The organism is Vibrio sp. AIC-3, assembly GCF_013114515.1.
In the GTDB taxonomy this organism is placed as follows: Bacteria; Pseudomonadota; Gammaproteobacteria; order Enterobacterales; family Vibrionaceae; genus Vibrio; species Vibrio crassostreae_C.
Genome location: NZ_VTXG01000019.1, coordinates 1 through 20,617 on the forward strand (window position 1 = coordinate 1; position 20,617 = coordinate 20,617).

Here is a 20,617-nt window from a genome sequence, read left to right on the forward strand (position 1 = left end):
GTTAAAGAGCTTTTCCTTTTTGAGCTTCGCTCAAATCGGACGGCCATTTTAGCGATTTAAGTTTTAGTGTCAACCACTATTTTCAAAACTTTTTTCAAGCGCTTAGCTTGGCTAATTTGACCTGCTGATTCGTTTTGGTTTCTTACGAAGCCTTCCCGTTTCAACGAGGTCGCATTATAGAGATTTCGATCACACTGGCAAGCCCTTTTTGAAGTTTTTCTTACTTTTTTGATTGTTCGAGCGTTTTTTGTTCAAAACACGCCATTTTCACTAGTATTCCTCTTAATTAAGGGCTTAAGGTGCCTATATAAAGGAGGATTTATGAGTTCAATACGCAGTTATAAAGGTATATCACCTCAGATCGGGCGAGACGTCTATATAGATACAAGTTCGATACTGGTTGGTGATATCAAAATCGGTAACGACTCTAGCGTGTGGCCTTTGGTTGCAGCTCGAGGAGATGTAAACCACATTCATATTGGAGATAGAACGAATATCCAAGACGGCAGCGTTTTGCACGTCACCCATAAGAATGCAGAAAACCCTGAGGGTTATCCTCTATTAATAGGTAATGATGTCACTATCGGACATAAAGTAATGCTGCATGGCTGCACAATTGAAGATCGTGTACTTGTTGGCATGGGAGCTATCGTGTTGGATGGCGTGATCATCAAACAAGAAGTCATGATTGGTGCTGGTAGCTTAGTGCCGCCTAATAAGGTACTTGAAAGCGGTTACCTATATGTAGGAAGCCCAGTAAAACAAGCACGCCCATTAAATGATAAAGAGCGTGCCTTTTTACAGAAGTCCGCTGACAACTATGTTCAGAATAAAAACGACTATCTAGACTCTGTACTTCCAGTCTAAAGCGCTTTGATCTGAATCCGATTAGAGGAGTCATACTCCTCTTCTTCTATTAACTCTTCCGCTAGCTCTTCAATATCGAAACGTAACTCAGAAAAGATAACTAAAGCTTGATCGCCTTCTTCTATATCTCTACCTGCCAATCGTGATAATTCTTCAATAGACATGACACATTCAATCAATGCGCCCGACTGTTGTGCAGGGAAGGTGATTGTTTGATTCTCTTCATTCCAATCTTGGATATCTGGAAATAGAATTGATTGATTCATTTTTTTATAAATACCTCATTACATCTCTAGGTTTTTACGTAATTCTCTTAAAATCTGTTTTGTTCCCGGACGAAGGCCACGCCAAAGCATAAAGCTTTCTGCTGCCTGCCCCACTAACATACCCAAACCATCATAAGCAGCATGAACACCGTTATCTAACGCCCACTGATTAAATACTGTCGTTCCAGATCCGTAGACCATGTCATAAACGGCGCTGTTTGTATTAAAGATTACATCGGAAACTTCAGGGAGCTGACCGCTTAGACCTGATGAGGTCGAGTTAATAATGACATCAAAGCCATCATTAACATCACTTAGGCCCATACCTTTGATATTTCCATGCGACGAAAACATCTCAGCCAATAGTTCTGCTTTTGAACTGGTTCGGTTAGCGATCACCAACTGTTGTGGCTTTTGGTCGAGAAGAGGTTGAATCACTCCTCTCGCAGCACCACCAGCACCAAGAAGAAGAACACGTGCTCCCTTTAGCGTCACTTGATGTTGAAGCAGGTCTTGAACTAAACCCTCACCATCGGTGTTATCACCAATGATCTCTCCGTCATCTAACTTCTTAAGGGTATTTACGGCACCGGCTAGCTCAGCTCTCTCAGTTAGGCGATTGGCAAACTGATAGGCATCTTCTTTAAAAGGCGCTGTGACATTGCACCCTCGACCACCTTCGCTGAAAAAGGATTTGGCAGCAGTGATAAATTCACCATGCTCTGGCTGCAGTGCTGTATAGGTAAGTTGTTGGCTGGTTTGGCGAGCAAATAATGTGTGAATGAATGGCGATTTGCTTTGCCCAATAGGGTTACCGAAAACGGCATAACGATCTACTTGCTGTGTCATATCCTTACCTAACAGAAATAATAAAAAGGGTCATCTATATAGATGACCCTATCACTATCCCTATAAGGAAGGAAGAACTACCAAACTCGAGGCTTTAGGTAGTCGCTATAAAGCAGAGCTTCTGGTGAGCCCGCTTGCGGTTCATAGCGATATTCCCAACGAGCCAACGGCGGCATCGACATCAATATAGACTCTGTGCGCCCACCGCTTTGCAGGCCAAATAAGGTACCACGGTCGTAAACTAGGTTGAATTCAACATAGCGGCCACGACGGTATAGTTGGAAGTCACGCTCACGTTCGCCATAAGGTGTATCTTTGCGACGCTCGACAATAGGTAAGTACGCCGCAGCAAAACCTTCACCGACAGCCTGCATATAAGCAAAGCTCTTATCGAAACCCCACTCATTTAAGTCATCAAAGAACAGACCACCAACACCACGTGTTTCGTCTCGGTGAGGAAGATAGAAGTACTTATCACACCACTCTTTGTGTTCTTGATAAACATCATCACCAAACGGCGCACAAAGATCTTTAGCAGTTTGATGCCAAGATTGGCAATCTTCATCGACAGGATAAAATGGCGTTAAGTCAAAACCACCACCAAACCACCAAATCGGGTCTTCCCCTTCTTTTTCCGCAATGAAGAATCGAACGTTCGCGTGTGAGGTTGGGATATATGGGTTTTTAGGGTGGATAACTAATGAAACCCCCATCGCCTCAAACTTACGTCCGGCTAACTCAGGACGGTGAGCGGTTGCAGAGGCAGGCATTGCTTTACCAGCGACGTGAGAGAAGTTAACTCCACCCTGTTCAAATAAAGCACCATTGGTCATCACGCGAGTACGACCACCGCCACCTAGACGATCGCCAGGTTCTCGCTCCCATGCATCTTCTTCAAACAACGCTACACCATCAGCTTGCTCAAGCTGCTGGCAAATCGAATCTTGTAGGCTCAGTAAAAACTGCTTTACTGCTTCTTTATCAATTGCTGACATCTTACTTCCTTTGCAGGGTTTAGCCCTGTCTTAATATTTTCGACGTTTTTGCATCTCTAATTTCGCTTGGCTTCTCACGACCACCCGTTTGACCTTCTAAAATAGCCACCAAATGTTGGCCAAGTTGCTGCTTAACTTCTTCAGTCGTCATACAAGGCGGCTCGCCGGTCAGGTTAGCACTGGTAGAGGTTAACGGCTTACCAAACTCATTACACATTCTTTGAACCAAAGGGTGATCAGTCACTCGTACCGCGATGGAATCAAATTGACCACTTACCCAGTCAGTAACTTTGCTGCTGGTTGGCATAATCCAAGTGACCGGACCTGGCCATGTCGCTTTCACTGTTACCAACTGTTCTTCCGTCAACTGGCTTTCATCAATGTAAGGTAACAGTTGCTCGTAACTTGCAGCAATTAAGATCAACCCTTTCTCGATCGGTCGTTGTTTTAAGTCGAGTAATTTCTTGATGGCTTGTGGATTATCGGGATCACAACCGACCCCAAAAACGCCTTCAGTCGGGTAAGCAATGACTTCACCTTGTTGTAATGCCTGCAAAGTATGTTGAAAGTTATCCACGGGTTGCCTCATTAATTCAGTTATCTAACTCACTAAGTGTACAAATTATCATTCACTGTGACTAAAGCTATTTGTTTATAAAATGTATCAATTAACAACCCAGACTGACGCAAACGTTTTCCTTAGGCAATTTTACCCGTATAATGCGCGCAAAATATCTAATCACTAATTAAATCGTACCTGAAGGAGTTTGAGATGACTGTCGGTATTATCATGGGTTCTAAATCTGATTGGCCAACAATGAAGCTAGCTGCAGAAATGTTGGATCAGTTTGGCGTGGCGTACGAAACAAAAGTGGTTTCTGCTCACCGCACACCTCAGTTGCTTGCAGACTACGCAACCAGTGCGAAAGAGCGCGGTATTAAAGTAATTATTGCTGGTGCTGGCGGTGCAGCGCACCTTCCGGGCATGGCTGCTGCTTTCACAAGCGTACCAGTTCTGGGTGTTCCAGTTCAGTCTAAAGCACTGAAAGGCATGGACTCTCTGCTTTCTATCGTGCAGATGCCAAAAGGTATCGCGGTAGGTACTTTGGCTATCGGTGAAGCTGGCGCTGCCAATGCAGGTATCCTAGCCGCTCAAATCATTGGTACACACAATGAAGAAGTAATGGCAAAAGTAGAAGCATTCCGTTCTGAGCAAACAGAAACGGTTTTGGCTAATCCAAACCCTGCAGAGGACTAATTTCCATGCATGTTCTTGTGTTAGGCGCGGGCCAACTTGCTCGCATGATGTCCCTAGCTGGGGCGCCGCTGAATATTGAAATTTCTGCTTTTGATGTTGGCAGCAAAAATATTGTTCACCCATTAACGCAAGCGATTCTAGGTAACGGCTTAGAAAATGCGATAGAGCGTGCGGACGTCATTACTGCTGAATTCGAACATATTCCTCACGATGTACTTGAGGTGTGTGAACGCAGCGGTAAGTTCTTACCGACAACAGAAGCAATTAAAGCCGGCGGTGACCGTCGTCTTGAAAAAGCCCTGTTAGACGAAGCAAATGTGAAAAATGCCAAATACTACGTGATTAACTCTCGCGAAGACTTTGACGCTGCGATCGCTCACGTTGGCTTACCAATGGTATTGAAGAGCACACTTGGCGGCTACGACGGCAAGGGCCAATGGCGCTTAAAAACATTAGACAATGTTGACGCAACTTGGACAGAAATGGCCGAGTGCATCGCCGCAACAGACAACCAAGCCATTGTGGCTGAAGAGTTCGTTCCGTTTGATCGCGAAGTATCACTGGTTGGTGCTCGTGGCGCTAATGGCGAGATTCAAGTGTACCCACTGGCTGAAAATGTTCACACCGACGGCGTGTTAAGCTTATCGACAGCGATTGATGACATTGAACTGCAAGAGCAAGCGAAAACCATGTTCACCGCAGTTGCAGAACGTTTGGACTACGTTGGCGTGCTTGCACTTGAGTTCTTTGATGTTCAAGGTTCACTGCTAGTTAATGAGATTGCACCACGAGTTCATAACTCTGGTCACTGGACGCAACAAGGCGCAGAGACTTGTCAGTTTGAAAACCACCTACGTGCCGTATGTGGCATGCCACTAGGCAGCACTAAACTGATTCGTCCAACCGCAATGATCAACATTCTTGGTGAAGATACCCTACCTGAAGCGATTCTGGCTCAAGGTGGTTGTCATGTTCATTGGTATGGCAAAGAGAAGCGTGCAGGTCGTAAGATGGGCCACATTAACGTGAGCGCTGACTACAACGCAGAATTACAAAGAGCGTTGTGCTCATTGGCTGAGATTCTTGATAAACAAGCCTACCCTGCTGTGCATGAGTTTGCTGAGCAGATGAAGTAAGCCTACATTGGCTTATTGATATAAAAAGTTTATTGGATACAAAAACGGCGCTCAGTGAGCGCCGTTTTTTTGTGTCTATAATATCGAGTTATTGAGATTGAATGTGGTGACACTTGCGATCTGCGCATTGCTTCTTGGTACCACTGGCCGTTTTCTTCTCCAGTAACAGTGGGAACTGGCACTCTTCACAGCGTCCTATAACTGGTGGCTGATTAACGGCAAACTTACACTTAGGGTAGTTATCACACGCATAGAAGGTTTTGCCATAGCGAGATTTACGCTCAACCAAGTGACCTCGACCACACTCAGGGCAGGCAACAAGTGGCTGTTCTTCAGGTTGTTCTTTCGGTTGATCCAAAGATTCGATGTGATTACACGTTGGGTAACTACTACAACCAATGAACATCCCAAAGCGACCTTGCCTTAATACCAATTCGTTTTGGCATTTAGGACACGGCACGCCCAGCTCTTTCACCACATGACCATCATTTTGATGAAGAGGCTTGATGTAATCACAGCTCGGATACTGCTTACAGCCTAAAAATGGGCCGTGCTTACCATGGCGAAGCTGAAGCTCTCCACCGCACTGTGGACATGGTTCATGCTCTAATGCATGTTCATGTGCTGAAAAAAGCTGATTATCAATCTTACTACTCATGACAAGCCTGTATTAATGCAAGATACCTTGCTCTTTGGTGTACAACAGCTCTTCCATTTGCGTGTAAGCACTTTCATTACCCGGCACATTAAATAGCACCATTAAGATAATCCATTTCAGATCATCCAATTCAAATTCGTTTGTCTCAAGCCCCATCACACGATCAATCACCATTTCACGAATCTCTGTCGTGAGGACGTTGATCTGCTCAAGGAACAACAAGAAACCACGACACTCCATATTAATACGTGATATCTCTTTACTTGTGTAAACACGCATCGAGGTATTAGAGCACATAGTAATCGCCGCTTGGTTATCGGTATCTTGCAGTGCAGCAAGGTCTTCTAACCAATGGAGGGCCTTATAAATATCATCTTGGTGAAACCCTGCTCGAAGAAGCTCATCTTCCAGCTCATCTTGATCCACCTGCAATTCAGAATCGCTATGGATGTAGGTTTCAAACAAGTACATCAGTATGTCCATCATCATAGCTAGCCTCTCCCCTTTCGAATATAGCCACCGGAAACTGCAACAACATGCCCTGAGAGCTCAAGCTCTAAAAGCTGCATCATGACTTCATGCACAGGTATATGGGTTCTCTGTGCCAAAATATCAACGGGTGTCGCCTCTAATCCTACGTTAGCTAACAGCTGTGGAAATGGCAATTGTTCATTTTCACCCTCATTCGGCGTAGGTTCGAATAAGCTCGGCTGCTGATCTATAGACCAGTTTAACAGACTCTTTATTTCAATCAGAACATCTTGAGCATTTTGCACTAAACATGCTCCAGCTTTGATGAGACTGTTACCTCCGCGACTGGTTGGGCTATGAATAGAACCGGGCAGCGCAAACACTTCTCGACCTTGCTCCATGGCATAGCGAGCGGTAATTAAAGAGCCACTCTTCTCAGCCGCTTCCACCACCAAGGTTCCTAACGACAAGCCACTTATAATACGGTTACGACGGGGGAAATGTTCAGGTCTTGGTTTAGCACTCGGTCGAAACTCTGAAATCAGCGCTCCGTTCTCACAGATCCTCTCAGCTAGATTTCGGTGGCGGGCAGGATAAATGGAGTCCAAGCCAGACCCCAACACTGCAAAAGTTTCCCCTCTTTTATCTAGAGCACCATCATGAGCATAGCCATCGATACCTAAAGCTAAGCCACTGGTGACAATTAAACCGTTTTGGACAAACTCTTTGGCGAAGGACTTGGCGGTCTGCAGTCCTTCAATACTGGCATTGCGGCTGCCGACCATCGCGATTTGAGGCTCGATCAGTTTTTCAACGTGACCTTTAACGAAAAGAACACTGGGCGCAGAGGCAATCTCATTAAGCAGTTTGGGATAATGTGGGCAATTAGGGGTAATAATGTGATGGTTAGGCTGTTTTGCTTGCCATGATAAGCAAGCATCCACTTCTCTTGGGGCTTGCTCTCTTAGATAGGCAATTTGCTTGGCAGACAAGCCAATCGCTTGCAGCTGCTGACTTGAATAACCAACAATATTAGAAGGAGAATCAATACTCAGCAAACGAGCAAGGCGCTTGCCACCCAATTGCGGAACAAAACTTAGAGTTAACCAAGCACTCAGTTGTTGCTCATTCACTCGGTGCCCTTAACCTCTTCCGTCAACGCAAGATCTAAAGGCGATACCGCCAGGATGTCATTGCTAACCGGCTTAGAGCTTTGAGTGATCAACGCCAAGCTAAAATACTCATAAGGACGAATAACCATCAAGCTACCGAGTGAGGTACTTGGCAATTGCACCTTATCGCTCGCCGCAGACTCTTTGTAGCTGTATTCGCCTTGCTTACCAAACACCACCGCGCCGCTTTCGCTGAGGGTAAACATAGAGCCTTGGCGAAGATTGTCTTGCGAGCCTTTGTTAATAACCACAACCTGATTCTTTGCGCTGTATTGGCTGCCATCTAACGAACCCAAGATATTAGCAAACTGACCCGCAGCACTAGGCGCAGGATAAAACGTGGTTGAGAGCTTCACCTGATCAACACCAAGTTCTGGTAGCACAAGGTCGTTCAGCAATACCTCTTGCAGCTGAGTGTCTATATGCAAGCTGCTGAACTCAGCATCCACTTCTTTTAAGCGCGCCGTGGCGACCAAACGCAAAGAGGTCATACTTGCTTGGGGTTGCTGCCGTTGGTAGGTTTCAACTGCGCGGTAGATACCCCACTTTTGATGCTGTTGGTTACCTGAGATAAATAACCGTTCTACACCCGATAAGAAGCGTTTGCCATCGCTGGTACCTAATACTCGTTGCGCCGATTCGATATCTTGCTGCTCTACCAAGCGATCAGACTGTAAATATGGCAAAACCAGCCCTTCATTGACGGTAGGTACTGCTTTCTTCTCAGAGACACGAATCTTAGGGCTAAGCTTGATAACAGGCTTGAGGCTCAATACAGGCTCGCCATTAATCCAAACCAAAGACAGTTTATCTCCGGGATAAATGAGATGAGGGTTTTCTATCTCTGGATTGACCTGCCATAACCTTGGCCACAACCATGGACTATCGAGATACATCGCAGAGATATCCCACAAAGTATCGCCCTTAACCACCACATACGCCTCAGGTGCGCCCTGTTTAATGGTTAAAGGTTGCTCACTATTTTCAGCCGTAGCGGCGAACGAAATCGAGGCACAAATAAGAGATAAAGCAGGCAATAAATGACGCATGACCTAGGTTCCTTGGTCTGAATATATGACATCTGATTGGAGAATTACCTTCAGGATGCTGTCATTTGACCTCTAAAATGTCTAGAATTGAGCCAACAAGGTTTAAGCTGTTTCGGCACAGTTCAATATTTCGAGTGTATATGTCTGTATTACAAGTATTAACATTACCAGATGATCGTCTACGTACCGTGGCGAAACCGGTAAAAGAAGTTACCCCAGAGATTCAAAAGTTCGTTGATGACATGATTGAAACCATGTACGACGAAGAAGGTATCGGCCTTGCGGCAACGCAAGTAGATTTCCACCAACGCATCGTTGTTATCGATATTTCAGAAACACGTGATGAGCCAATGGTGCTTATCAACCCTGAAATTACTGAGAAGCGCGGCGAAGATGGAATCGAAGAAGGCTGCCTATCTGTACCAGGCGCTCGAGCTCTAGTACCTCGCGCTGCAGAAGTAACGGTTAAAGCACTAGACCGTGACGGCAACGAATTCACATTCGACGCTGACGACCTTCTGGCTATCTGTGTTCAGCACGAACTTGACCACCTAGAAGGCAAGTTGTTTGTTGATTACCTATCGCCACTAAAGCGTAAACGTATCCAAGATAAGCTAGCGAAGATTAAACGTTTCAACGAGAAACAAGGTTAATAACCGCTGCTATTACTAAATTAGAAGGAAGCCTACCTTGAGTCAGTCTTTAAGAATTGTCTTTGCAGGTACTCCGGATTTCGCCGCCCGTCACTTGGCGGCGTTGTTGTCTTCGGAGCATGAAGTTGTTGCTGTTTACACACAGCCAGATCGCCCAGCAGGCCGCGGTAAAAAACTCACTGCGAGCCCAGTAAAAAACATCGCACTTGAGAACAACATTCCGGTTTACCAACCAGAAAACTTCAAGTCAGATGAAGCTAAGCAAGAGCTAGCCGATTTGAATGCTGACATCATGGTGGTTGTCGCTTACGGCTTATTGCTTCCACAAGTGGTTTTAGATACACCTCGCTTAGGTTGTATCAACGTGCATGGTTCTATCCTCCCGCGCTGGCGTGGCGCTGCTCCGATTCAACGCTCTATTTGGGCAGGTGATAAAGAGACAGGCGTGACGATCATGCAGATGGATATCGGCCTAGATACTGGCGACATGCTAAGCATCGCAACGCTGCCTATCGAAGCGACAGATACTAGCGCATCAATATACGAGAAGTTAGCGGGCCTTGGCCCTGATGCGCTTGTTGAGTGTTTATCTGACATCGCTTCTGGTAAAGCGGTAGCTGAAAAGCAAGACGACGAACTGGCTAACTACGCCAAGAAGCTAAGCAAAGAAGAAGCGCGTATCAACTGGAGTGATGAAGCTGCGCATATTGAACGCTGCGTTCGTGCCTTCAACCCATGGCCAATGAGCCACTTTGAAGCTGCTGAGAACAGCATCAAAGTATGGCAAAGCCGTGTGGCAGAGCAAACTTCTGATAAGCCTTCAGGTACAATTCTGCAAGCGGATAAAACTGGTATCTACGTAGCGACAGGACAAGGCGTACTTGTTCTTGAACAGCTACAAGTTCCAGGTAAGAAAGCCATGTCAGTTCAGGATATCTTGAACTCACGTGCAAGCTGGTTTGAAGTTGGTACTCAACTTTCTTAATCCGCTTTTAAAGCTGTTAATTACACAGCTTAGAAAACCTTTACGAGGGCAGAGATGTCCTCATGTATTCAAATAAATATTCGGTACCCCTCATGAATGTTCGCGCTGCTGCTGCAAATGTCCTATTCCAAGTTGTCGATAAAGGCCACTCTCTTTCACACGCTCTCCCTGCGGCTCAAAAAACGATCCGTCCGCGAGACCATGCTCTACTGCAAGAGATTTGCTACGGCGCACTTCGTTATCTGCCTCGTTTAGAGTCAATCGCTAACGAACTGATGGAAAACCCGCTTAAAGGTAAAAAGCGTGTATTCCACCACCTAATCTTGGTGGGCATTTACCAACTAAGCTTCATGCGTATCCCTTCGCATGCCGCGGTTGCTGAAACGGTTGAGGGTACTAAGACACTGCGCGGTCCAAGCCTGAGTGGTTTGATCAACGCTGTGTTACGTAGCTACCTACGTGACCAAGAAGAACTAGACGAGAAAGCCGTTAGCCACAATGCAGGCAAATACGGCCACCCAAGCTGGATTCTAAAAATGCTTCAAGAGAGCTACCCAGATCAATGGGAGCAACTGGTTGAAGCAAACAACAGCAAGGCACCAATGTGGCTGCGCGTTAACCGCCAACACCACACTCGTGACGAGTATGTAGAACTGCTTAAAAACGAAAACATTGAATACACATTGCACCCAGAAGCAGCTGATGCCATAAAATTAGCTGCACCTTGTGATGTTACTTTGCTTCCTGGCTTCGACAGAGGTTGGGTATCAGTGCAAGATGCTGCCGCTCAGCTTTCGGTTGATTACCTAACACCAAAAGATGGTGAGCTGATCTTAGATTGTTGTGCTGCACCAGGTGGTAAAACGGCACACATTCTTGAGCACACTCAAGATACTGAAGTGGTTGCGATTGACTGCGACATCAAACGTCTAGACCGTGTTTACGATAACCTTGAGCGCCTACAACTGCGTGCCGACGTAATTTGTGGTGATGCTCGCTACCCTGAAGAGTGGTGGATGGGCGATAAGTTCGACCGTATCCTACTTGATGCACCTTGTTCAGCGACTGGCGTAATTCGCCGTCACCCTGACATCAAGTGGCTACGTCGTGCATCTGACATTGATGCGCTGGCTGAACTGCAAAGCGAAATTATGGATGCAATGTGGCGTCAGCTGAAAGAAGGCGGCACCATGGTTTATGCGACATGTTCTATCACGCCGCAAGAAAACGTGCTGCAAGTGAAAGCATTCCTAGCACGTACTGAAAACGCAACGCTGGTTGGGTCTGATATCGAAAATCCGGGTCGTCAAATACTACCTGGAGAAGAAGATATGGATGGCTTCTACTACGCAGTTCTAGTAAAACAGGCATAACAACTAACAGCGGCTAAGAATTTATTTCTTAGCCGCTGTTTCTTTCTAGTGCATTATCAAAACAAAGTTAGATAACTAGAATTACCACGGTAAAGAAAAGAGAAAGGCTATGAAGATCATTATCCTAGGTGCTGGACAAGTTGGCGGTACCCTTGCTGAAAACCTGGTTGGTGAAAACAACGACATCACCATTGTCGACCGTAATGCTGACCGACTTCGTGAACTTCAGGATAAGTACGACCTTAGGGTTGTAAACGGTTATGCCAGCCACCCAAACACACTACGTGAAGCGGGTGCGCAAGATGCCGACATGTTAGTTGCCGTAACTAACATGGATGAAACCAACATGGCTGCGTGTCAGGTTGCTTTCTCTCTTTTCAATACGCCGAACCGAATTGCTCGTATTCGTTCTCCTCAATACCTAGAAGAGAAAGAAGCGCTATTCAAATCAGGTGCCATCCCAGTCGATCACCTGATCGCACCCGAAGAACTAGTGACCAGCTACATCGAGCGCCTGATTCAATACCCAGGCGCACTGCAGGTTGTGAGCTTTGCTGAACAGAAAGTTAGCCTAGTAGCAGTAAAAGCCTACTACGGTGGTCCACTGGTGGGTAACGCACTGTCTGCTTTGCGTGAGCACATGCCGCACATTGATACCCGTGTTGCCGCTATTTTCCGTCAAGGTCGCCCTATTCGCCCACAAGGCACCACCATCATTGAAGCCGATGATGAGGTTTTCTTTGTGGCAGCGAGTAACCATATCCGCTCAGTAATGAGTGAGCTACAACGCCTAGAGAAACCGTACCGCCGCATCATGATTGTCGGTGGCGGTAACATTGGTGCAAGCTTGGCAAAACGCCTTGAGCAGAGCTACAGCATCAAGCTTATCGAGCGCAGCTACACTCGTGCCGAAAAGCTGTCTGAAGAATTAGAAAACACCATCGTCTTCTGTGGCGATGCGGCAGACCAAGAGCTGCTAACCGAAGAGAACATAGATCAAGTGGACGTGTTCATTGCCCTAACCAATGAAGATGAAACCAACATCATGTCAGCAATGCTGGCGAAGCGAATGGGTGCCAAGAAGGTAATGGTACTGATTCAGCGTGGTGCTTACGTAGACCTTGTTCAGGGTGGCGTGATTGATATTGCTATCTCTCCACAGCAAGCGACCATTTCTGCGCTGCTTACTCACGTTCGTCGTGCTGATATTGTTAACGTATCATCTCTACGTCGCGGCGCTGCAGAGGCGATCGAAGCCATTGCTCACGGTGACGAAACCACATCGAAAGTGGTTGGCCGAGCGATTGGCGACATCAAGCTACCACCGGGCACCACTATTGGTGCGATTGTTCGCGGAGAAGAAGTACTTATCGCGCACGATAGAACCGTAATCGAACAAGATGACCACGTAGTGATGTTCCTAGTGGACAAGAAATACGTACCTGATGTTGAGTCTCTATTCCAACCGAGCCCGTTCTTCTTATAGCCTTGTTCTCGTAAGTATCTTCTCGCAACCTTCTTCTTGTGAGAACGACGCTTCGGCACAAAGCGATGGTCTATTAAGCTATGGTCAACTTTCGTCCGATATTATTAGTGATAGGGTTAGTGTTATCAAAACTCGCCCTTTTCATGTACATCCCCACATTGGTTGCCTTTTTCACAGGCACCGGTGGCTTCCTCGAGTTTGGTCAATCGGTAGTGATCACGCACATTGTGGCGTTCATCTGCTTGAGCTTAGGGCGCTCCGCTAAGTTCCGACTTGGGGTGCGGGACATGTTCCTGATCACCTCTCTGGTATGGACAATAGCCAGTGCCTTCGCCGCACTGCCGTTTGTGTTCATCAATCACATCAGCTTTACCGATGCCTACTTTGAAACTATGTCCGGTATTACCACAACAGGTTCAACGGTATTGAGTGGCTTAGACGGCATGGCACCAAGCATCCTACTGTGGCGCTCGATATTGCAATGGCTTGGCGGCATTGGCTTCATCGTAATGGCGGTGGCAGTACTGCCGATGCTCAACGTCGGTGGTATGCGCCTGTTCCAAACGGAATCTTCCGATTGGTCCGATAAAAGCAGCCCGAGAGCAAAAACCGTCGCCAAGAACATCGTAGCGGTTTATCTGGTATTAACTGGCTTGTGCTTAGTGAGCTACCTGTTTGCAGGCATGAGCGTGTTTGACGCCATCAACCACTCGTTTACCACGCTATCAACTGGCGGTTACTCGACCTCTGATGGCTCGATGAACCACTTCTCAAATAGCGCTCACTGGGTGGGCACAGTGTTCATGTTCCTTGGCGGTCTGCCGTTCCTACTGTTTGTTGGCGCACTGCGTGGTAGAAAACTCTCAATCCTCTACAAAGACGCGCAAGTGAGAGGTTTCACCTATCTATTCTTGGTCACCAGTGCCGTGATATCAACATGGTTGGTGGTTAGAGATGGCTACACAGTCATGGATGCGATGCGTGTTTCGATGTTCAACATTGTGTCAGTCGTAACCACAACCGGTTTTGGCTTAGAAGATTTCACCGCGTGGGGCGCTTTGCCTACCACGCTGTTTGCCTTTTTAATGATGGCGGGCGCGTGCTCAGGTTCAACCTCTGGTGGTATCAAGATCTTCCGCTTCCAGATCGCGATGACCATGCTTCATAAGCAGATGATGAAACTGATTCACCCGTCGGGCGTGTTTGTTCAACGCTACAATCAGCGACCGGTGAATGACGATATTGTGCGTTCACTAGTCGCATTTGGTTTGATGTTCTTTATTACGATTATCTTAATTGCAGGTGGCTTGAGCGCGATGGGGCTTGATCCCGTGACCAGTATATCTGGCGCTATCACAGCCGTTGCCAACGTTGGTCCTGGTATGGGCAGCGTTATCGGTCCAACCGGGAACTTTGCTCCACTGCCCGACGCCGCTAAATGGTTGCTAAGCTTAGGAATGCTGATGGGGCGACTCGAGATATTGACGCTCATTGTTCTATTTTTCCCAGCCTTTTGGCGACGTTAACCAAGCACAAAATCAAGGAAACACAGATGAAATCATACGTACTTCTCGCTAGCGCATTGCTCGCAAACTCAGTATTCGTAAGTTCTGCCTTTGCTGATCAAATGGTCACCTTGCCTGATGGCAAGCAAGTGTTACTCAAAGATGATTTTACTTGGCAATACGTGGCACCAAAGCAAACGGAAGCAGCAACGACAACATCAGAGACTGCAGTGCCTGTCGTAGCCGTACCTGTCGCAACGAACACGCGTGGCACTACGATTGTGGTTAATAGTAAAAAGCCAAGCTTACAGCTGTCTCAGTCAGGAGTGGATGTTGTACTGGGTGCAAGTCGCTATGAAGATGGTGAGCTTATCATTCCGACAGCCATCACTAACCAAGGCACTCAAGCGGTCATTTTGGTATCACTTAACATCAGCGTATTTACTGCAGAAGGTGAGTTGTTGGCAGAAGAAGAAGTTGCTGTGTGGAAATCAATCAAACGAATGGCCGACACATACCTACGACCAAAGACGGGTGAAGAAGGCAAGCTCATCAAGCTCGACCTAGAACAACACCCTGAATATCAGATTAAAGCTGAGATTACTGAGGTACTGGCTCGCTAAACCGGAGTCACGTACAAATAAATAGCGAAGAAATGGCAAGCGCAGCCCGCCAACACAAACAAATGCCAGATGGCATGATTGTAAGGGATGCGTTTTGCCACATAGAAAATCACACCCAACGAGTAAATCACGCCACCGAGTGCTAGTAGCACCAAACCACCCATCTCGATATTCATCGCCAGTTGATAAACCACAATCAGCGATAACCAACCCATCGCCAAGTAAGTCACCAATGACAAACGCTTAAATCGGTAGACGAAGGCAATCTTCATAATGATTCCGACTAGCGCGATACCCCAAATCACTGCCATCAAACCCATCGCCAATGGTGTTCTTAAACTCACCAATAAAAATGGCGTGTAACTGCCCGCGATCAATAAGTAGATCGCACAGTGATCGAGAGTTTTCAGTAATCGCTTGGTCTTTTCTGTGGTGATCGAGTGATAAAGCGTGGAAGCGAGAAAGAGTAGGATAATACTGCTGCCATATACCGCCATACTCGCAATAGTCAGTATGTCGGCTTGATGGTCAAACGCACGAATCAGCAGCAGGATTAAACCAACCACGCCAAGCACAACACCCAAGCCATGGGTTATCGCATTGGCGCGTTCTTCGATGTCACTGTATTCGCTCGCCGATGATGCAGACATGATTATCCTACTAGAGTAAATGTTCGATTTGCCTAGTATTGCACATTAAGCTTACACGTGTAAGCTTAAATTTTTATGACATCTTTTATGACATTAATAACGCCTAAACGGTGTGATGAAGCTAAGGTCTCTAAAGCTACAGAACCAAAGAGCTAACTAAGATGCGTTGTCTAGATACTCAAGTACCATCTTGCCCGCATCTTGTGGTGACGTATCCAATGGCACACTCAATTGACGCTGCAGTTGGCCAATGCCTAACAAGCTCGCCAACATGCCTTTTGCACCATCGCGATTACGGTCTATCTCAAACCACAACTTAAGCTCGGTTTCATCACGATGAGCAACCACTTCCAGTTCACGCCAGCGGCCATGATATGGACCAGTGGTAGGGACAAACTCAAACTCTTGAACAAATGGCAGTTCAAAGCCCTCTACTGCTTCGCACTCAACTTGGCGAATGCGTAAACCTTGAGCTTCTAGTTCATTAAAAATACCATCAAGAAGTGCATCTGGGCGAACCGTTAAAATATCCTTATCCGATGGGTCTATCGCCATCGCAATATCGAGCCCGGTTTCTAGCCACACCTTTGAATCACCAATCGTGACAGGTGTGTTCAGCGGGACATCAAACTCACATTCAAAATCACGGGTTTCACCCGGCTGAATAACAAAGGCATACGGCAGGCTCCATTTGGCCAACGAGTATGTCTGGTGCATTCGACGTGTTTGACCGCCCTCTTGCCTTTGCGAATTCATAGTAATTTCTTTGACGTAACGACAGCACAAGTTGAGATCGATATTGTCGATCTCTTGTGGCTGAGCGCCACCATAGACATGCACAATAATGCTCGCCTTCTTGCCTGGATAAAGCACTTCCTGTTGCAATACAGAATCCACCTTGGCAGATCCAATTCCAAAACTTGCTAACGTTTTCTTTAAGAACGACATATGCACCTCCTTTAAAGCATCATCTTAAGCCTGAAAGAGGTTCAAACTCAAATATACTGCTCACACTATTTTAGCTCTAATATCGTCTATTTATCACTCAGGCGTCGATCGATAACTTAGATAGTGATAATCTAAGCCTTGATATGCATGCATATCATTATCCTGATTTATTCTTCGGATTGGCGAAAGCCAGACGAGTGACGCTTCAAGCAATTGAGGTGGAGCTCATGGTAAATCAGGCCATTAGATTGGCAATGGATATGCCTGACCGTTAGGTAAATTAATGCGCCCAACAGCTGTCAGGTTCTCGCACACCAACCGTAGTGCGATGCGTCGTCGTAGTGGCTTTGTTGCTGCTCCAACGGCTAAGAAATTGGCTCCTACAATGACTCTAGTTGAGAAGACTGCTTTATTAGCACCGACTACAACGAAAGTGATTAAAGCCGCTTAACAAAAAGCGCAGTTTTTACTGCGCTTTTTTCTTGCCCGCTCCCATCTTGAAATGTGTTTACACATTGGTATTCCCTACCCGATTTGATACCTTAGCCACAAATCATTATAAAATTTGTGGAGAAATAAAGTATGAAGTGTCACCGCATTGAAGAACTGCTTGAACTGATGGAGCCTGAGTGGCAGAAAGATCAAGAGCTTAACCTATTAGAGTTCATCATTAAGCTATCAAAAGAAGCGGGCTACCAAGGCAAGCTTGAAGAACTGACTGACGATGTTCTTATCTATCACCTAAAAATGCGCAACAGCGAAAAAGATGAGATGATCCCGGGCCTGAAAAAAGACCAAGAAGATGATTTCAAAACCGCAATTCTAAAAGCACGTGGCCTTCTTTAGTCGCCCGTTAGTTTAGAGCTCAATTGCCGTATAGATAAAACACTCAATTTTAAAAAGCGACCACCAGGTCGCTTTTTTGTTTCTGTTCGCTATTTTTTCGTCACAACTGTTATGACTTTTGTTGTTAAAGGTTGATAGCGTTAAAGAAATGAGAACAAGATTGTCGCTATAATCGCCATCCATAAGAATCTTCTAAAATAATAAGAGTGAGTGCGATAACAACAAATGCACCAAGCTCAATTTCAACAGGTTCTCTAAACCATACTTTCAAGTAATGTCGTCATGCCCGACTTAACCGGGCAAACAAGCCACAAAAAGGATAGTCCATGAGTCAGGATAAAATCGATATCAAAGATGTGACTCCTAAAACCTTTAACCCGAAAACACATAAAGGTAATGGAGATCGATTTAACCCAAGTAACCGAATCTATGTTCGAGAAAGCAAAGGTAAATTCCAACAACTGCGTCGCTATGGCGGTTGGTTCTTACTTTTACTTTTTGCGCTTATCCCATGGATTCCCTTTGGTGAACGTCAAGCGATCTTGCTCGATATCGGCAGCCAACAGTTCAACTTCTTTGGCACCACCTTATACCCGCAAGATCTGACCCTACTCGCGATCCTATTTATGATTGCCGCGTTTGGCCTGTTTTTCATAACCACCTTCTTAGGCCGTGTCTGGTGTGGCTATTTATGCCCGCAAACCGTCTGGACCTTCATGTATATCTGGTTCGAAGAGAAGCTAGAAGGCGCTGCCAATAAGCGAAGAAAACAAGACTCGGGCAAACTGACGAGCAATTTAATCCTCAGAAAAACCCTCAAACACATTGCGTGGTGGGCGATTGCCATTGCGACGGGCTTAACCTTTGTTGGTTACTTCATCCCAATCAAAGAGTTAGTGGTTGGCTTCTTTACCTTTAACTCGTCTTTCTGGCCGGTGTTTTGGGTACTGTTCTTTGCTGGATGTACTTATGCCAATGCGGGTTGGATGCGTTCAATTGTTTGTCTGCACATGTGTCCTTACGCGCGTTTCCAGTCGGCAATGTTCGATAAAGACACCTTCATCGTTGGTTACAACACAGAACGTGGTGAAAGCCGTGGCCCTCGCTCTCGTAAAGCCGATCCAAAAGAGCTTGGTCTAGGCGACTGTATTGACTGTAATCTGTGTGTACAAGTGTGCCCTACGGGTATCGATATCCGTGACGGCCTGCAATACGAGTGTATTAACTGCGGCGCGTGTATTGATGCCTGTGACAACACGATGGAGCGTATGGGCTATGAGAAAGGCCTGATCAATTACACCACCGAGCACAGACTTGAAGGTCACTCGACCAAGGTAATGCGTCCCAAGCTGTTGGGCTATGGCGCTATCTTGATCGTGATGCTGGGCTTGTTCTTCGCCCAAATCGCGAGCGTTGATCCTGCCGGCCTAAGTGTTCTGCGTGACCGAAACCAACTGTTTAGAGTCAATAACCAAGGGTTGGTTGAAAACACCTACACCTTGAAAGTGATCAACAAGACTCAACAAGAGCAAGAGTACAAACTCGATGTTAGCGGACTGCCCGATTCTATCTGGTATGGTAAACAGACGATTACTGTCGATCCAGGCGAGGTTTTGAACCTACCTATCAGTTTGGGCGCCGACCCAGAAAAACTGAGCTCACCAGTTTCGACAATTCAGTTTATACTCTCGGATAATGAAGAGTTTACGATGGAAGTCGAAAGCCGCTTTATCAAGAAGCTCTGATACCCGCACCGTAGTGCTTGGTATAACAACCCAATAAATGGAAAAAGGCTCAGTAATGAGCCTTTTTTATTCTATGACGATGCAAGCCTTTAACTTTGATAACCTGACTCCTGACTTCATGTGGTACGCACTGGAGAGCATCGGAGTTCGCGCTGAATCCGGGCTTCTCGCTCTCAACAGTTACGAAAACCGTGTCTATCAGTTCACCGATGAAGACCGTAAGCGCTACGTCGTTAAGTTTTACCGTCCACAACGCTGGAACAAGGCACAGATCCAAGAAGAGCATGACTTCGCACTCGAGCTTATCGAACAAGAGATGCCGGTTGCGCCTCCAATGCGAATCAACGGTGCAACCTTACATGAATACCAAGGCTACCTATTTGCACTATTTGAAAGTGTTGGCGGCAGACAGTATGAAGTTGACAATCTAGATCAATTGGAAGGCGTAGGACGCTTTCTTGGTCGTATTCATAAAGCCAGCGCGGGAAGAACATTCCAGCATCGCCCGACCATCAGCTTAGATGAATACCTTTATCAGCCACGTAAGATTCTAGAGAACTCTCAGTTTATCCCGACGCACCTAGAAAATGCCTTCTTCAATGACGTTGACCTTCTGATCAAAGAGCTAGAGAGCCAGTGGCCGAGCAACATTGAGAATATCCGCCTGCACGGTGACTGCCACCCTGGCAATATTTTGTGGCGCGATGGGCCAATGTTCGTCGATCTTGATGACGCACGTAACGGCCCTGCGATACAAGATCTGTGGATGCTGCTCAATGGCGAGCGCCAAGATAAGCTGATGCAACTGGATATTTTGCTAGAGAGTTACCAAGAGTTTTGCGATTTTAATACCGCACAACTGAAACTAATCGAACCACTACGCGGTCTACGTATGGTGCATTACATGGCATGGTTGGCGAAACGATGGCACGATCCTGCGTTTCCTCTGGCCTTCCCGTGGTTTAATGATCCGAAATATTGGGAGCAACAAGTACTTGCTTGTAAAGAGCAAATTGCTACCCTGCAAGAGCCACCACTTTCGTTAATGCCTCAGTGGTAACAGCAATCGCAACATACAACTA

23 protein-coding genes are annotated in these 20,617 nt (G+C 46.3%); 13 read left to right on the top strand and 10 right to left on the bottom strand.

The window, feature by feature from the left end; genetic code table 11:
• The first annotated feature begins 321 nt into the window (after positions 1-321).
• On the top strand, positions 322-867 hold the full coding sequence (locus F0229_RS13905; RefSeq protein ID WP_108083468.1) for a gamma carbonic anhydrase family protein: 546 nt from the start codon (positions 322-324) through the stop codon (positions 865-867).
• On the opposite strand, the gene F0229_RS13910 is transcribed toward F0229_RS13905, so the two are convergent.
• From F0229_RS13910 to F0229_RS13925, 4 genes are all read right to left on the bottom strand, one after another.
• A complete protein-coding gene (locus F0229_RS13910; RefSeq protein ID WP_048662686.1) occupies positions 864-1,133 on the bottom strand; it encodes a DUF1488 domain-containing protein in 270 nt (89 codons plus the stop codon). The genes F0229_RS13905 and F0229_RS13910 overlap by 4 nt on opposite strands.
• A gap of 18 nt (positions 1,134-1,151) precedes the next feature.
• Positions 1,152-1,982, bottom strand: a complete 831-nt coding sequence (gene aroE / locus F0229_RS13915; RefSeq protein ID WP_108083469.1) for a shikimate dehydrogenase — start codon at positions 1,980-1,982, stop codon at positions 1,152-1,154.
• Positions 1,983-2,059: 77 nt separating this feature from the next.
• Entirely contained in the window at positions 2,060-2,977 is a 918-nt protein-coding gene (hemF, locus tag F0229_RS13920) for an oxygen-dependent coproporphyrinogen oxidase (protein ID WP_017069580.1), read from the bottom strand.
• Positions 2,978-2,996: 19 nt separating this feature from the next.
• Positions 2,997-3,554 (bottom strand): L-threonylcarbamoyladenylate synthase, encoded by a 558-nt coding sequence (locus F0229_RS13925; RefSeq protein WP_065584144.1) that lies wholly within the window; start codon positions 3,552-3,554, stop codon positions 2,997-2,999.
• A 195-nt stretch (positions 3,555-3,749) separates the two neighbouring features.
• Here F0229_RS13925 and purE point away from each other — a divergent pair, with 195 nt between their 5' ends.
• Both purE and F0229_RS13935 read left to right on the top strand, forming a co-directional pair.
• A complete protein-coding gene (gene purE / locus F0229_RS13930) occupies positions 3,750-4,235 on the top strand; it encodes a 5-(carboxyamino)imidazole ribonucleotide mutase (protein WP_004735777.1) in 486 nt (161 codons plus the stop codon).
• A gap of 5 nt (positions 4,236-4,240) precedes the next feature.
• Positions 4,241-5,371 (top strand): 5-(carboxyamino)imidazole ribonucleotide synthase, encoded by a 1,131-nt coding sequence (locus F0229_RS13935; RefSeq protein WP_017058768.1) that lies wholly within the window; start codon positions 4,241-4,243, stop codon positions 5,369-5,371.
• 88 nt (positions 5,372-5,459) lie between these two features.
• Here the strand turns inward: F0229_RS13935 and F0229_RS13940 are convergent, their stop codons facing one another.
• From F0229_RS13940 to F0229_RS13955, 4 genes are read right to left on the bottom strand one after another with little or no spacing between them, the layout of a single operon-like run.
• Positions 5,460-6,029 carry a type I DNA topoisomerase gene (locus F0229_RS13940; RefSeq protein WP_004735775.1) on the bottom strand — a complete coding sequence of 190 codons (570 nt, stop codon included), beginning with the start codon at positions 6,027-6,029 and terminating at the stop codon, positions 5,460-5,462.
• A gap of 12 nt (positions 6,030-6,041) precedes the next feature.
• Entirely contained in the window at positions 6,042-6,518 is a 477-nt protein-coding gene (locus F0229_RS13945) for a DUF494 family protein (protein WP_029235095.1), read from the bottom strand.
• A gap of 2 nt (positions 6,519-6,520) precedes the next feature.
• Positions 6,521-7,633, bottom strand: a complete 1,113-nt coding sequence (dprA, locus tag F0229_RS13950) for a DNA-processing protein DprA (protein WP_171733071.1) — start codon at positions 7,631-7,633, stop codon at positions 6,521-6,523.
• Positions 7,630-8,721 carry a LysM peptidoglycan-binding domain-containing protein gene (locus F0229_RS13955; RefSeq protein WP_171733072.1) on the bottom strand — a complete coding sequence of 364 codons (1,092 nt, stop codon included), beginning with the start codon at positions 8,719-8,721 and terminating at the stop codon, positions 7,630-7,632. The genes dprA and F0229_RS13955 overlap by 4 nt, the downstream gene beginning before the upstream one ends.
• 140 nt (positions 8,722-8,861) lie before the next feature.
• Here F0229_RS13955 and def point away from each other — a divergent pair, with 140 nt between their 5' ends.
• From def to F0229_RS13985, 6 genes are all read left to right on the top strand, one after another.
• Positions 8,862-9,374 (top strand): peptide deformylase, encoded by a 513-nt coding sequence (gene def, locus F0229_RS13960; RefSeq protein ID WP_017058772.1) that lies wholly within the window; start codon positions 8,862-8,864, stop codon positions 9,372-9,374.
• A gap of 37 nt (positions 9,375-9,411) precedes the next feature.
• Entirely contained in the window at positions 9,412-10,359 is a 948-nt protein-coding gene (fmt, locus tag F0229_RS13965; RefSeq protein ID WP_171733073.1) for a methionyl-tRNA formyltransferase, read from the top strand.
• 92 nt (positions 10,360-10,451) lie between these two features.
• Positions 10,452-11,732: a 16S rRNA (cytosine(967)-C(5))-methyltransferase RsmB gene (gene rsmB / locus F0229_RS13970; RefSeq protein ID WP_017058774.1), complete on the top strand. Its 1,281-nt coding sequence runs from the start codon at positions 10,452-10,454 to the stop codon at positions 11,730-11,732.
• Positions 11,733-11,841: 109 nt separating this feature from the next.
• On the top strand, positions 11,842-13,218 hold the full coding sequence (trkA, locus tag F0229_RS13975) for a Trk system potassium transporter TrkA (protein ID WP_004735766.1): 1,377 nt from the start codon (positions 11,842-11,844) through the stop codon (positions 13,216-13,218).
• Positions 13,219-13,298: 80 nt separating this feature from the next.
• Positions 13,299-14,744 (top strand): TrkH family potassium uptake protein, encoded by a 1,446-nt coding sequence (locus F0229_RS13980; RefSeq protein ID WP_171733074.1) that lies wholly within the window; start codon positions 13,299-13,301, stop codon positions 14,742-14,744.
• A gap of 26 nt (positions 14,745-14,770) precedes the next feature.
• Complete coding sequence (locus tag F0229_RS13985) at positions 14,771-15,346, top strand: DUF3157 family protein (protein ID WP_017065828.1); 576 nt, start codon at positions 14,771-14,773, stop codon at positions 15,344-15,346.
• On the opposite strand, the gene F0229_RS13990 is transcribed toward F0229_RS13985, so the two are convergent.
• Complete coding sequence (locus tag F0229_RS13990; protein WP_017063010.1) at positions 15,343-15,996, bottom strand: hemolysin III family protein; 654 nt, start codon at positions 15,994-15,996, stop codon at positions 15,343-15,345. The genes F0229_RS13985 and F0229_RS13990 overlap by 4 nt on opposite strands.
• Before the next feature lie 156 nt (positions 15,997-16,152).
• Entirely contained in the window at positions 16,153-16,944 is a 792-nt protein-coding gene (locus tag F0229_RS13995; RefSeq protein ID WP_017058778.1) for a sporulation protein, read from the bottom strand.
• Positions 16,945-17,227: 283 nt separating this feature from the next.
• Between F0229_RS13995 and F0229_RS14000 the strand changes: the two genes are divergently transcribed.
• The 4 genes from F0229_RS14000 (at position 17,228) to F0229_RS14015 (ending at position 20,595) form a co-directional block, all read left to right on the top strand.
• Complete coding sequence (locus F0229_RS14000; protein WP_004739323.1) at positions 17,228-17,395, top strand: hypothetical protein; 168 nt, start codon at positions 17,228-17,230, stop codon at positions 17,393-17,395.
• Between the two features lie 131 nt (positions 17,396-17,526).
• The gene (locus tag F0229_RS14005; protein WP_009848104.1) at positions 17,527-17,790 is read left to right on the top strand and encodes a YihD family protein; all 264 of its coding nucleotides are present in this window, start codon (positions 17,527-17,529) and stop codon (positions 17,788-17,790) included.
• Between the two features lie 326 nt (positions 17,791-18,116).
• A complete protein-coding gene (gene ccoG / locus F0229_RS14010; protein ID WP_065584151.1) occupies positions 18,117-19,535 on the top strand; it encodes a cytochrome c oxidase accessory protein CcoG in 1,419 nt (472 codons plus the stop codon).
• Between the two features lie 73 nt (positions 19,536-19,608).
• Positions 19,609-20,595, top strand: coding sequence for a serine/threonine protein kinase (locus F0229_RS14015; RefSeq protein ID WP_017058781.1), 987 nt, complete (start codon positions 19,609-19,611; stop codon positions 20,593-20,595).
• Positions 20,596-20,617 lie beyond the last annotated feature (22 nt).